The sequence below is a fragment of the Halomonas sp. NYA30 genome, assembly GCF_976980765.1.
Window position 1 is genome coordinate 1,924,667 of the sequence record NZ_OZ334477.1, and the last position, 13,419, is coordinate 1,938,085.

General features: G+C 56.5%; 12 protein-coding genes. 2 read left to right on the forward strand and 10 right to left on the reverse strand.

The genetic code is table 11. The features are described from left to right. The first annotated feature begins 13 nt into the window (after positions 1-13). Positions 14-289, forward strand: coding sequence for a DUF1294 domain-containing protein (locus ACWI0H_RS08775; protein WP_101146148.1), 276 nt, complete (start codon positions 14-16; stop codon positions 287-289). A 30-nt stretch (positions 290-319) separates the two neighbouring features. On the opposite strand, the gene ACWI0H_RS08780 is transcribed toward ACWI0H_RS08775, so the two are convergent. The 3 genes from ACWI0H_RS08780 to ACWI0H_RS08790 are packed head-to-tail and all read right to left on the reverse strand — an operon-like array spanning position 320 to position 2,708. Next, entirely contained in the window at positions 320-1,000 is a 681-nt protein-coding gene (locus ACWI0H_RS08780; protein ID WP_101146147.1) for an anthranilate synthase component II, read from the reverse strand. Then, entirely contained in the window at positions 997-2,415 is a 1,419-nt protein-coding gene (locus tag ACWI0H_RS08785; RefSeq protein ID WP_101146146.1) for an anthranilate synthase component I family protein, read from the reverse strand. The genes ACWI0H_RS08780 and ACWI0H_RS08785 overlap by 4 nt, the downstream gene beginning before the upstream one ends. After that, positions 2,412-2,708, reverse strand: coding sequence for a Trp family transcriptional regulator (locus ACWI0H_RS08790; protein WP_101146145.1), 297 nt, complete (start codon positions 2,706-2,708; stop codon positions 2,412-2,414). The genes ACWI0H_RS08785 and ACWI0H_RS08790 overlap by 4 nt, the downstream gene beginning before the upstream one ends. A gap of 126 nt (positions 2,709-2,834) precedes the next feature. Between ACWI0H_RS08790 and ACWI0H_RS08795 the strand changes: the two genes are divergently transcribed. Next, positions 2,835-4,727, forward strand: coding sequence for a monovalent cation:proton antiporter-2 (CPA2) family protein (locus ACWI0H_RS08795; protein ID WP_101146144.1), 1,893 nt, complete (start codon positions 2,835-2,837; stop codon positions 4,725-4,727). On the opposite strand, the gene ACWI0H_RS08800 is transcribed toward ACWI0H_RS08795, so the two are convergent. From ACWI0H_RS08800 to ACWI0H_RS08830, 7 genes are all read right to left on the reverse strand, one after another. Next, positions 4,724-5,287 carry a hypothetical protein gene (locus ACWI0H_RS08800; protein WP_101146143.1) on the reverse strand — a complete coding sequence of 188 codons (564 nt, stop codon included), beginning with the start codon at positions 5,285-5,287 and terminating at the stop codon, positions 4,724-4,726. The two genes, ACWI0H_RS08795 and ACWI0H_RS08800, sit on opposite strands and share 4 nt — an antisense overlap. 60 nt (positions 5,288-5,347) lie before the next feature. Further along, entirely contained in the window at positions 5,348-6,172 is an 825-nt protein-coding gene (locus tag ACWI0H_RS08805) for a class I SAM-dependent methyltransferase (RefSeq protein ID WP_101146142.1), read from the reverse strand. 6 nt (positions 6,173-6,178) lie between these two features. After that, on the reverse strand, positions 6,179-7,882 hold the full coding sequence (locus tag ACWI0H_RS08810; protein WP_101146141.1) for an AMP-binding protein: 1,704 nt from the start codon (positions 7,880-7,882) through the stop codon (positions 6,179-6,181). A gap of 89 nt (positions 7,883-7,971) precedes the next feature. After that, positions 7,972-8,877: a hydroxymethylglutaryl-CoA lyase gene (locus tag ACWI0H_RS08815; RefSeq protein ID WP_101146140.1), complete on the reverse strand. Its 906-nt coding sequence runs from the start codon at positions 8,875-8,877 to the stop codon at positions 7,972-7,974. Positions 8,878-8,887: 10 nt separating this feature from the next. Then, a complete protein-coding gene (locus ACWI0H_RS08820; RefSeq protein ID WP_101146139.1) occupies positions 8,888-10,969 on the reverse strand; it encodes an acetyl/propionyl/methylcrotonyl-CoA carboxylase subunit alpha in 2,082 nt (693 codons plus the stop codon). Then, the gene (locus tag ACWI0H_RS08825; protein ID WP_101146138.1) at positions 10,966-11,790 is read right to left on the reverse strand and encodes an enoyl-CoA hydratase/isomerase family protein; all 825 of its coding nucleotides are present in this window, start codon (positions 11,788-11,790) and stop codon (positions 10,966-10,968) included. Before ACWI0H_RS08825 ends, ACWI0H_RS08820 begins: the two co-directional genes overlap by 4 nt. A 12-nt stretch (positions 11,791-11,802) precedes the next feature. Further along, positions 11,803-13,410, reverse strand: a complete 1,608-nt coding sequence (locus tag ACWI0H_RS08830) for a carboxyl transferase domain-containing protein (RefSeq protein WP_336272899.1) — start codon at positions 13,408-13,410, stop codon at positions 11,803-11,805. Between the last annotated feature and the right edge of the window lie 9 nt (positions 13,411-13,419).

Sequence of the window (13,419 nt, forward strand, 5' to 3'; positions counted from 1 at the left end):
AAGAGTCCTTACTGTGATCCCAATCGTCGCTTTTTATGCTGTGATTAGCATGCTCGCTTACATTACCTACGCCATCGACAAAAAGGCGGCTATCAATAACCGCCGTCGAGTGAGCGAGAAAACGCTACATCTGCTTGGGGTAGTGGGTGGCTGGCCGGGTGCGTTCCTGGCTCAACAGCGGCTGCGGCATAAAACTCAGAAAACCGCCTTCCAGGTTACGTTCTGGCTGACGGTTATTGTAAATCTGGCCTGTGCGGGGTGGCTAACTGTTTCATTGAGTCTCATTTAGCCACCCGTTTAGCCACCCTATGCTGCGTGCCTACGCTCTGGCTTGATCGTTGGGCGCGAAAAGAAAGTTGGCTATCAACTCCTTACCGCCTTCGGTCGCGAATGATTCGGGGTGAAATTGAATGCCGTGAATCGGGTATTCCCGGTGTTTAACGCCCATAAGCTCGAATTCACCCATTGCCTGCCAGCGGCTGCGCTGCTCAAAATTATCCGCTTCCAGGGCACCCACGGTGGCGGTTACTTCCAGGCACTCGGGTAAAGTGGTCGCATCGGCAATCAGTGAGTGATAACGCATCACCTCAAGCTGGTCGGGCACGCCGTTAAACACCGAGCGATTGTCGTGGTTGATTGGGCTGATCTTGCCGTGCATGGGTAGCGGCGCTTTAACCACCTTGCCGCCGAACACATGCACGATGCCCTGCATGCCCAGACAAACCCCTAGCAGCGGGGTGGTCTTACCCAGTTTTTCAATTACCTCGGCGCACACGCCAAAGTAGCGTGGGTCATCCGGCGAGCCGGGGCCGGGGGAAATAATGATGCGATCCGGCGCCAGAGCCTCAATGGCGTGGTAGTCGATTTGGTCGTTACGTTTAACGATGATCTCAAAATGAGGCAACCCGCCGCGATTCTTCTCCGTGGTCAAGATTTCACCAATAAACTGGTAAAGGTTATAGGTGAAGGAGTCGTAATTATCGATGATCAGCACCTTCATGCGGGGCTCTCCATATCCGTGCTCATAAAAGGGGCCAGGGCCTTGCGAGTGCCAGCGAACTTGCGGCGAATCTCTTCGTACTCATCCTCGGCGTTGCTATCGAATACGTTGCCGCCGCAGGTTTGTACGTAGGCGCGCTCGCCGTTCACAAACACCGTGCGAATGGGGATGGCAAAGGTGCAGTCGCCGTTAAACGAGAACTGGCCCACCGCACCGCCGTAGGGGCCGCGCCCGTCGGTTTCTAGGTCATCGATGATTTTCATCGCTTCAATCTTGGGTGCGCCGGTTAGCGTGCCCGCGGGGAAGTTACTCGCCAGCGCCGTAAACATGTCTTCGCCTTCGGCAATAATCCCGACAATTTCGCTGGAGATATGCTGTACGTGGCTAAAGCGCTTGATATCCATCAGGCTGCGCACTTTTACTGTGCCAAACTGGGCCACCCGGCCAATATCGTTGCGGTGCAGATCCACAATCATATTGTGCTCGGCGATCTCCTTGGGGTCGTTGAGCAGCGCCCGGGCTAGCTGGGTGTCTTCCTGGGGCGTTTGGCCGCGCAGGGTGGTACCCGCCAGCGGGAAGGTTTCCATCTCACCCTGGCGCAGGCGGAACAGTAGCTCGGGGCTTGCGCCGATCAGCTTCTGCTTGCCGAATTTGACGTAGTACATCTGGGGCGACGGATTGATGGTGCGCAACTGATCATAAAGGGCCAGCGTATCGCCCTCAATCTGAAAGCGCTTTTTAAAGCCGACCTCGCACTGAAACACCTTGCCGTCGATGATGTCCTGCTTCACCTTAGCAACCGCCTCGGCGTGCTCGGCTTTGCTCATTGTGTCGCCCAGCGCGGTGATGTGCAGTGGGCCTGCGGGTTTTTCGTCGGCGTCGATCAGTGTCTGCAGAAACTCGTAACGACTATTGTCGTAATAGAAGTAGGTAACCTCCCCGGTCATCTTGTCGAGGATCAGGCCATCTTTGTAGAGCCCAAAGCGGAAGGTATCGAAGTCGTCGCTGGCTTTTAGGGTCAACGAGGGCTCGAAGTACTGCATGGCATCGTAACCGAGGTAGCCGCTTAAGCCACCCGCGTACTTACGCGAAATAATATTTTGGGGGATCAGGCTACGCAGTAGTTCATAAGGGTTATCGCTTGGGTACTCGTTTGCATTGCCGTCACGGTCTTCGATAGTTAGCGTGTTGCCATTGGCATACAGCGTGTATTCGGGGTCAAAGCCGATGATCGAATGGCGTGCAATATGGCTATCTTCGCCAAGCGACTCCAGCATGTAGCAGGTATCAAACTGCCGCTCGATTTTTTGAAACAGGGCAAAGAAGTCGCAGTCCGCCGCCAGCGTCACGTAGTGAGGTTTGCGTGGCAGCGTAAACGGCTGCGGGCCCGAAGCATGCGTATTGGCAATGGTCATGGTGCATCATTCCGTGAAGAAGCTTGTGAAGAGGGTAGCGGTGTTGAAGCGTGCAAGGTGGCCAGCGCGCGCGAACCGCGGGAAACCGTGGCGATACCCACCCCTAGAGTTTCGGCAATTTTGCGGTGCGGCACTCCTTCACGCAGCAGTTTAAAAATCTGTAGTCGTTTACTGATTTCTTGATACTCTGCGGGAGTCAATAGGTCGGCCAGTGCTGCGTCCATTGCCTCGGGTGAGTCTATGGCGAGCAAGTGGCTAATAAGCTCAGCCTGGTAGTGATCGTTTGCTGTCATGTTGTAAAGATACGTTTTGAAACCATCGAGGGATGCCATCGGTTAAAAAGTAATGTACTAGCGTACTAGTACGCTACATTATTGCTCAGGGAAGTCAAGCAGCTCGTTCTATTTTGAGGAAACACGATGACTGGCTATTTTATTCAAGCCTTTATTTATCTTGTCGCCGCGGTAATTGCGGTTCCCCTTGCCAAGCGTTTTGGACTGGGCTCAGTGCTGGGTTATTTGGTCGCCGGGGTAGTGATTGGCCCGATCCTGGGGCTGGTGGGCCAGGAAACCACCACTATTCAGGATTTTGCGGAATTTGGCGTGGTAATGATGCTGTTTTTGGTCGGCATGGAGCTTGACCCGAAAGGGTTATGGGCGATGCGCGTGCGGCTGCTAGGGCTGGGTGGGCTTCAGGTAGTGCTAACCGCTGCTGCAGGCACTGCTATTGCTTTGTGGCTAGGGCTAGTGATGCAAACAGCCCTGGCGGTGGGGCTCATTTTTGCGCTCTCTTCCACGGCGATTGTGCTGCAAACGTTGAACGAGAAGGGGCTTGCCAAAACTGAAGGGGGCCGCAGCGCCTTTTCGGTGCTGCTGTTCCAGGATATTGCCGTTATTCCCATGCTGGCGCTAATTCCGTTGCTGGCACTTCCCGAGTTAATGGGCGACGTTAGCGATGATGGCCACGCCAGCTTAAGTCTGGTCGCACACTTGCCCGGCTGGGCACATGCCTTGGTGGTCGTGGCGGCCATCGCGAGCGTGATAGCGGCAGGCTACTATTTAATGCCCCTGCTGTTTCGCTATGTGATTAGTTCTGGTCTGCGCGAAGTATTTACCGCCACCGCCCTGATGCTGGTCATCGGCATTGCCGCGTTAATGAGTTTGGTTAATTTATCGCCTGCCCTCGGCGCGTTCCTGGCCGGGGTGGTACTTGCCAACAGTGAGTTCAAGCATGAGTTGGAAGCCAATATTGAGCCCTTTAAAGGACTGCTGTTGGGGTTGTTCTTTATTACCGTGGGGGCAGGTATTAACTTCTCGGTGCTGGCGGCGGAGTGGGGCACGGTTCTCTCGTTAGGTGTGGCCGTGATCGTGGTAAAAGGCGTGATTCTGCTCGGCTTAGCACTGCTGTTTCGGGTGCGTGGCAGCAATGGCTGGCTATTCACCCTGGGCCTTGCCCAGGCAGGTGAATTTGGTTTTGTGCTACTGACCTATAGCGTTCAAAACAGTGTCATTCCAACCGACATCTCCCAGGTGCTCTCACTGGTTGTGGCGCTCTCGATGTTTTTAACACCGCTACTGTTTATTGCTTACGACCGGTTGGTTCTGCCGCGCTACCGCAGTGCCAAGAACGACGACCGGGAAGCCGATACAATAGAAGAGCAGGCCCCGGTGATCGTTGCGGGCGTAGGCCGGTTTGGGCAAATTATTTGTCGCCTGCTGCGCGCCAATAATATTCCCATAGTGGCGCTGGACCATGAGATCGAACAGATTGAAAACCTGCGCAAAATTAACATCAAAAGCTACTTTGGTGACGCCAGCCGTTCCGACTTGCTCGAAACCGCTGGTATCGAACATGCCCGGTTAATCGTTATTGCCTTGGACGACCGCGACCGCGCTGTGCACATGGTCAAGCATGTGAAGCAATACTATCCCCATGTTTGGGTGCTAGCCCGCGCCTTTGATCGCGGCCATGGCTATCAACTACGAGAAGCAGGCGCTGATGACGTCGTCAGTGAAACCTACCACTCCGCATTGGAACTGGGCGGCGATGCGCTAACGGCGATGGGTGTCCACCCTATGCGGGCCAAGCAAATGACCTGGGCATTTGTGCAGAACGAAGATGCCCATGAGGATGAACTGTTTGAAGCCTGGAAGGAGATCGAGGGGAGTATTAGCTTCAGCCCCCGCTATGGCGAGCTGTTTATGAAGCTGGAAGAAGCGCTGAATAGTGCGATGCAACAAGAGTGGCACGAGCCCCAGCGGGAAGACGTGCCGATCTGGACGCCTCCCGACCAGCACCGTGATAACGTTTAAAAGGGAATATGCAACGAGGCGCTTAGCATAGTGAGGTGTTCAAGGGTGGGGGAGTTGATACGTTCGTATTCCAGTCGGCTAACAAGCCGATTGACCGTTACGGTGGCACCGAAGCCTTGCAGCATCGCGGTGCCACTTTCATCGGCACCTTCCACATCGCTTTCACCGCGCCATTCGGTGATGCCGGACTTCGCATAGACGCTAAAGGCGCCCATGCGAACACCGGCGACAATGGCGCCGCCTAAACTTAAGGTATCCATAATCAGCGGATTGACACTGGACGAGGTGGAGATTTCTTCGCTTTCCCGGTAGGCGATTTCCGCGCCAATATCCAGTTGAGGAAGCCGCCAGGGGCTAAAGCCCGCTGTTACGCGAAAGCCGCTGGAGTAGTTGTCCAGGCTTTGCAGGTCGCTACCTTCCAGGATAACGCCGTTTTCAAGCTGCATGAGTTCGCTATCGGGGGCGGTATAAGCCATCACCGGCGGCTTATCATCGGCGTAGCTGCTAAACCAGGGAACAGCACAGCACAGCAGAGTGATTGCCAAGCGTTTCATTGGCATTTCTCGTACACCTATTGTCGTATACGTATGGGTAGAGAAAAAAAGCTATTCCTAATCAGGTTAGCAACTGACTTGGATTTCCACCACTTTAATTGCGCCGTTGGCTAGGTTATCGACTAAATTTTTTCCCATGGTGGTAAAGCGCTCGCCGAACACCCACTTGGGGGAGAGCACCGCTTGGCGTGGCGTCTGTTCTTTTTGGCGCTGACGTTGGCGCCACTCTAAGGCTATTTCGCTCCAATCTTCAACATGTTCAAGCACAAAGCCGCCCGTTTCGAGCAAATGGGTTAATGACGTTAAGGTCAGTAGATGCGAGTGCTCAGGAGAAGCCGCCCATGGCACTGGGTAGTGAAGCTGTACCACGTGGGGGCCGCTGACAACCTCATGCATGACTAGCTGCCCGCCTGGGCGCAGAACCCGTCGGCTTTCTGCGGTTACCCTGGCTGCGTCAGGCATATTCATCAGGCTGTGTTGAAACAGCACGGCATCAAAACTGTTATCCGCAAACGGCAGGGCACTGGCACTGCCGGTGACCCAGGCAAGTGGTGGTGCGTTAGGTTGGTTAACTCGTGAACTCAGCGCTCTATTTAACGCACTAAACCCATGAGTAATATCCAGCCCGGTCATTTGAAAGCCGAGCATTGCGCCCTGGCGCATCAATCCTCCCAGCCCCGCGCCGATATCCAGCACCTTGCTATGAGTGGCTGGATTGAGCCGTTCAAGCAGTCGTGTGGAAGCCGCTACGCCGCCGATATGCAGTTGATCCAGCGGCGCCAGTTGGTAAAGCGTTGGGCCGTCGGGGTAGTGGGCGTCAATCTGCGCCAACACATTATCAGCGCGTAGGCCGCGCTGATAATGGTCTGCCAACGGATGGGATGTAGGCATGGTCAGTTACGGCTCTTGATCCAGGCCTAGCTCCTGAATCGAAATTTCGCGCATCTTGAATTTCTGAATCTTGCCGGTGACCGTCATCGGGAATTCGTCAACGAACTTGAAGTAGCGCGGAATTTTGAAGTGGGTAATTTTGCCTTTGCAGTACTCGCGCAACTCTTCTCCGGTCACATCACCCGCCGTGCTGTTGAGTTTCACCCAAGCAATCAGCTCTTCGCCGTACTTCTTATCCGGCACGCCGGTGACCTGTACTTCTGAAATCGCCGGGTGGGCATAAAGGAACTCCTCAATCTCTTTGGGGTAAACGTTCTCACCACCGCGTATCACCATATCTTTGATGCGCCCCACGATCTGGATGTAGCCCTCTTCATCCATAGTGGCCAGGTCGCCGGTGTGCATCCAGCCTGCTTCGTCAATCGCTTCAGCGGTGGCTTTGTCGTTGTTCCAATACTTCAGCATCACGCTGTAGCCGCGGGTACACAGCTCACCGATTTCACCTCGAGGAAGAATACCGCCATTGCCGGGGTCGACGATTTTATTTTCCAGGTGCGGTTGGGTGCGTCCCACGGTAGAAACGCGCTTCTCGATGCTGTCGTTAGCGCCGGTCTGGGTAGATACCGGGCTGGTTTCCGTCATGCCGTAGGCGATCTGCACGCCCTTCATGTTCATCTTGCTGATCACCTGCTTCATAATTTCAGCGGGGCAGATTGAGCCCGCCATAATGCCGGTGCGCAGTGAAGAGAGATCGGTGCCAGGGAAATCCGGGTGATCAAGCTCAGCGATAAACATGGTTGGCACGCCGTAAAGGGCGGTAGCTTTTTGCTCGTGCACCGCCTTGAGCACCTTGCCGGGATCAAAGCCTTCATCCGGGTAGATCATGGTGGCGCCGTGGGTCATACAGCCCAGGTTGCCCATGACCATGCCAAAGCAGTGGTAAAGCGGCACGGGGATCACCAAACGGTCTTCGCTGGTGAAACCCATGCTTTCCGCCACAAAAAAACCGTTATTGAGAATATTATGGTGGGAAAGCGTCGCCCCTTTGGGGAAACCGGTAGTGCCGGATGTGTACTGAATATTGATGGCGTCGTCGAACTGTAGCGTTGCCTGCAGGTCGTCCACGTCGGTCTGGCTGACTTTGTTGGCCTCCGTCATCAGATCGGCCCAGCGCCACATGCCATTCAACTTTTCGTGACTCAGGTTTATCACGCACTCAAGGTCGGGTAGCTTCTGGGATTTCAGCTTGCCCTCGGCGCAGGCTTTTAATTCGGGTGCCAATTCGTAAAGCATGCCGCTGTAGTCAGAGCTTTTGAAACTGTTGGCAGTAACCAGAAAGCGTGCACCTGACTGATTTAGCGCGTACTCCAGCTCATGAGTACGGTAAGAGGGATTGATGTTGACCAGAATGGCGCCAATTTTGGCGGTGGCAAATTGTGTTAACGTCCATTCGCTGCAGTTAGGTGCCCAAATGGCCACCCGGTCGCCTTTTTGAACGCCGATCGCGAGCAGGGCGCGGGCGCAGCGGTTGACCTCTTCCTGAAGCTGCCGGTAGCTCCAGTGGATATTCTGATGCAGCACAATCAGCGCGTCGTTATCGGCATATTGCGTGGCGATCTGGTCGAATTTGTCGCCAATCGTCATGCCCAGCAGCGGCTTGTCCGCCGTGCTGCTGGTGTAGCTGGGTAGAGTCAGTGCGTGTGAAGACATTTCAGGTCTCTCCGATATTTTTCTTGTCTGAACATGATGGCAGAGAAGGTTGAGCTACTTGGCTTCTTTCTTATTATTGATGACGCATTTTATCGGCTAGCGCCCAGTGCTAGAGCAACTTTGGAACTGGGCTTGCGGCCTAGCTCCTGTGTAATCCAATAACCGGTATCGATGACGGCCTGCAGGTCGATGCCTGTCTTGATTCCCAGCCCTTCAAGCAGATAGAGCACGTCTTCGGTGGCCACATTGCCGGAAGCGCCCTTGGCATAGGGGCAGCCGCCGAGACCAGCGGTGGCGGCATCGATGATACTGACGCCTTCTTCCATCACCGCGTAAAGGTTCGCCAGCGCCATGCCGTAGGTGTCGTGAAAGTGAGCGGCCAGAAACTCAATGGGCACTTGTTGGCTCGTCGCCTCAATCATCCGTTTAGCAGCCAGCGGCGTACCGACGCCAATCGTGTCACCTAGCGACACTTCGTAGCAGCCCATCTCATAAAGCGCTTTGGCCACCTCAGCCACTTTGGCGGGGGCGATCTCGCCTTCATAAGGGCAGCCCAATACGCACGAAACGTAGCCGCGTACGCGCACGCCAGCCTCACGGGCGCGCTCTAACACAGGCTCAAACCGTGTCAGCGACTCGGCAATCGAGCAATTGATGTTCTTTTGCGAGAAGGCTTCTGATGCCGCGCCAAATACCGCGACCTCTTCAACGCCCACCGTCAGGGCGTTTTCAAGCCCTTTTAAATTGGGCGTTAGCGCGGAGTACACCACGCCTGGCTGACGCTGAATGCCGCCCATGACCTCAACGGCGTCGCCCATTTGCGGTACCCATTTAGGCGAGACGAAGCTGGCCGCTTCGATATGGGTGATCCCCGCGTTGGCAAGCCGCTCGATCAGGGCGATCTTGGTCGCGGTGGGCACCATCGCCCCTGGCTCGTTTTGCAGGCCGTCCCGAGGGGCCATTTCAAATAACTTGACGGACGTAGGCAGTGCCATGAATGAGCTCCTATTCGCTGGGGGCAAAGTCGAGAAGGATAGCGCCCTGGCTGACCGTCTCGCCCGCCTGGAAATGGAAGGTTTCCACACTACCGTCAGCCGGGGCGGTCATGGTGTGCTCCATTTTCATCGCTTCCATCACCATCAGCGGCATGCCTTTCTCAACATTAACGCCGGGCTCCACCAGTAGAGCCACCACCGTGCCATTCATGGGGGCAGTGAGAGTAGATTCCGCTTCGTGGTGGCCATGATCAATGGCATCGATGCGCCGCCAGAACAGACGGGTTTCACCGCTGGGATCGGCCATCACGACCACATGACCATCGCGGCGCGCCTGCAAGCGGCGGCGGTGGCCATTCAAGGTAATGGCAACCGCGTCGCCGGTGAGCGGCTGCAGGCTCGCGGTTAGCGTTTTATCGCCGATGGTGAGGTTCCAAAGTGATTCGCCCGCGTTGCGTTTACCTTCGACGATCACTACCGCGTCATCGCTGTCAGCGGCTTGAACATTCGTAGGGTCACACAGCGCAATGCGAATGGTGTGTGGCGCATTCAAGCGGAAGCCGTCGTGGCGATCCCAGGGCGAGTCGCTTTCGCACTCTTGAGCAAGTTGATTCAGGCCAATCAGCGCCGCGCTGGCGTAGGCTTCTGTGCTGTAAGTGCGCGGTGCAAACAGCGTCGCTTCATTGCGCTCGATAAAGCGGGTATCCAGCTCCACGTTCTTAAAGCCGGGGTGGGTCGCCAGGCGCATTAAGAAGGCGCGGTTAGTCACTACGCCTTGTACGTCCAGTGCCGCTAAGGCGCGGTTAAGCGTTGCCAGCGCTGCATCGCGGTCGGCACCATGAACGATTAGCTTGGCGAGCATGGGATCGTAGTGCATCGATACCGCGTCACCACTCTCTACACCGCTATCTAAACGCACCTGATCACTGCTTAGACCAGCGCCTTCTAAATCCAGCGCAAAGCGGTTCAGTAGGCCGGTAGCAGGCAGAAAATCCTGCTCCGGGTCTTCGGCGTAAATGCGTGCTTCAAAGCTATGGCCGGTAATCGTCAGCTCATCCTGGGTGCAGGGCAGCGGTTCACCCATGGCCACGCGTAGCTGCCACTCGACCAGATCCTGGCCGGTGATCATCTCGGTCACCGGGTGCTCGACCTGGAGGCGAGTGTTCATCTCCATAAAGTAGAACGAGCCATCCGCATCTAGCAGAAACTCGACGGTGCCTGCGCCCACGTAGCCGATCTCCTGAGCGGCGCGTACGGCAGCATCGCCCATGGCGCAGCGCAGCTCCGCTGTCATGCCGGGGGCGGGGGCTTCTTCGATCACTTTTTGATGGCGGCGCTGAACGCTGCAGTCCCGCTCGAATAGATAAACGCCGTTGCCATGGCGGTCGCAGAATACCTGCACTTCCACGTGGCGTGGCTGCACTAGGTATTTCTCGATCAGCATGCGGTCGTCGCCAAAGGCGGCCTTTGACTCACGGCGGCAGCCATCTAACGCGGCCTGAAAACCATCACTTGATTCGACCACGCGCATGCCTTTACCACCGCCACCGGCGCTGGCTTTTAACATTACTGGGTAGCCAATTTTGTCGGCTTCGCTGCGCAGCAGAGCGTCGTCCTGGTTATCACCATGGTAGCCGGGCACTAGCGGCACGCCCGCATTGGCCATCCGTGCTTTGGCGGCGGATTTATCACCCATGGCAGCAATGGCTGAAGCCGGCGGGCCAACGAAGGTGATGCCCGCTTCTTCAAGGGCTTTGACGAAGGTACCGTTTTCGGAAAGAAAACCGTAGCCGGGATGAATAGCGCCGGTGCCGGTACGCTTGGCAGCTTCGATGACTGCATCGATATTAAGATAACTTTCCCGCGCGGCGGCGGGGCCTAAACGCACGGCCTCATCGGCTTCACGCACGTGGCGTGCGCTGGCATCGGCGTCAGAGTAAACCGCGACGGTTTTCAGGCCCATACGGCGCGCAGTGCGCATCACCCGGCAGGCGATTTCACCGCGGTTGGCGACTAGAAGCGTGTCAAAAGGCGTCGTGCGAGCGGCTTTTTCGGCTCTTTCGTTTTTTTCAATAGGGGGTGAATGACTCATGAGCGACGCTCCGAAGCGTGGGGTGTGTTATTAGACTCGGCCCAGACGGGGCGGCGCTTTTCAAAGAAACTGGACAAACCCTCTTGCCCTTCTTGGCTTACCCGCAGCTTGGCGATCACCTGGCAGGTATGCTCGCGGGTCTCGTCACTGTCAGGCGCTTTAGCAACCGCGGCCATCAGCGCTTTGGTGGCGCGCTGGGCCTGGGGCGAGCCGGCCAATAGGGTGGCCAGCAGGGTGTCCACTTCGTCGTCTAGCTTGTCGTGTTCCACCACCAGATGGACTAAACCCAGCGCGAGCGCTATTTCGGCGTCCATTACTTCTGCGGTTAACGCATAGCGGCGCATCTGTCGCTCGCCCAGGGCTCGCTGCACGTAAGGGCTGATGACCGCGGGCGATAGGCCGATTTTGACTTCCGAAAGGCAGAATTTGGCTTTACCCGAGGCGATTACTATGTCGCAGCAGGCGGCCAAGCCCACCGCACCGCCAAAGGCTGCGCCTTGCACGCGGCAGACGGTCGGGCAGGGCAGTGTATCCAGGCCGTGCATCAGGGCTGCCAGCTTGCGGGAATCGGCGACATTATCGTCAAGGTCGTAATCGACCATGCGCTTCATCCAGTTCAGATCGGCACCGGCCGAGAAGCTTTTGCCTTCTGAACCCAGCACTACCGCGCGCACTTCGCCCGCTTCGGCTTGCCTATGCAGTGCTTCAAGGTGTGCGTTTAGCTCGGCAATCAGGCCGTCGTCAAAGGCGTTATGAACCTCGGGGCGGTTTAAGGTCAGACGGGCGACGCCGCCTTCAATGATCAGTGTTGAGTAAGCCATGGTGATTGCCCCTTACATCCGGAACACGCCGAAGCGCGTCTCTTCGATTTCTGCATTCATCGCGGCGGCAAGTGACAGGCCGAGCACATCACGGGTTTGCAGTGGATCGATCACGCCGTCGTCCCACAGTCGCGCACTGGCGTAGTAGGGGTGGCCTTGGTGCTCGTACTGCTCGCGAGTGGGCTGCTTGAAGGCTTCCTCTTCCTCTTTGCTCCACTCGCGGCCTTCGCGCTCATGCTGCTCGCGCTTAACCTGCGCCAGTACCCCCGCCGCCTGTTCGCCGCCCATCACTGAAATACGCGCGTTGGGCCACATGAAGAGCAGGTTAGGATCATAAGCTCGCCCACACATACCGTAGTTGCCGGCGCCGAAGCTGCCGCCAATCAGTACGGTGTATTTTGGCACCTTGGCGCAGGCCACAGCGGTCACCAGCTTGGCACCGTGCTTGGCAATACCTTCGTGTTCGTACTTGGAGCCGACCATAAAGCCGGTGATGTTTTGCAGGAAGATCAGTGGAATCTTGCGCTGAGCGCAGAGCTCGATAAAGTGCGCGCCTTTCACCGCACTTTCTGAAAACAGCACGCCGTTGTTGGCTACGATGCCTACCGGGTAACCGTGAATATGCGCAAAGCCGGTGACCAAAGTTTCACCGTAGTAGCGCTTGAACTCATCAAAGTCGGAGTCATCGACGATGCGGCCAATTACTTCGCGCACGTCATAGGGCTTTTTAAGATCCGTTCCCACGATGCCATACAGCTCGGCAGGGTCGAGCTTGGGTGGTTTGGGCGCCTGCATGGCCAGTTGGCCGCGCTTTTGCCAGTTCAAGCGGGATACACAAGCGCGGGCAAGCTGCAGCGCATGAGCATCGTTTTCCGCGTAGTGGTCGGCCACACCGCTGACTTTGGCGTGCACATCGGCGCCGCCTAAATCTTCCGCACTAATGCTTTCGCCGGTGGCAGCTTTTACCAAGGGCGGGCCACCCAGGAAAATCGTGCCCTGCTCTTTAACGATGATCGACTCGTCTGCCATGGCGGGCACGTAGGCGCCGCCCGCGGTGCAGGAACCCATCACCACGGCAATTTGCGGAATGCCTTCAGCCGACATGGTCGCCTGATTATAAAAGATACGCCCGAAGTGGTCGCGATCGGGAAATACTTCGTCCTGGCGGGGTAGGAAGGCGCCGCCTGAATCGACCAAATAGATGCACGGCAGGCGATGTTTACGGGCGATTTCCTGAGCGCGAATATGTTTTTTTACCGTCAGCGGAAAGTAAGTGCCGCCTTTTACCGTGGCGTCGTTAGCAACGATCACGCACTCGACGCCAGAAACCCGACCAATGCCGGTGACCACGCCCGCCGCAGGAATCTCGCTGTCGTAGATCTTGTGCGCCGCCAGGGCGGAAAATTCTAAAAACGGCGAACCTTCATCGATTAGATGATCGATGCGGTCGCGGACAAACAGCTTGCCCCGGTTTTCATGGCGCTCGCGGGCTTTAGCACCGCCACCCTGGGCGACGGCAGCGGTCAGTTCACGCAGTTTGTGAACTTCACCGAGCATTGAGGCTTCGTTGGCTTGGAACACATCGCTGCGCGGGTTGATCTGGCTATTCACAGTGCTCATGGCGCGACC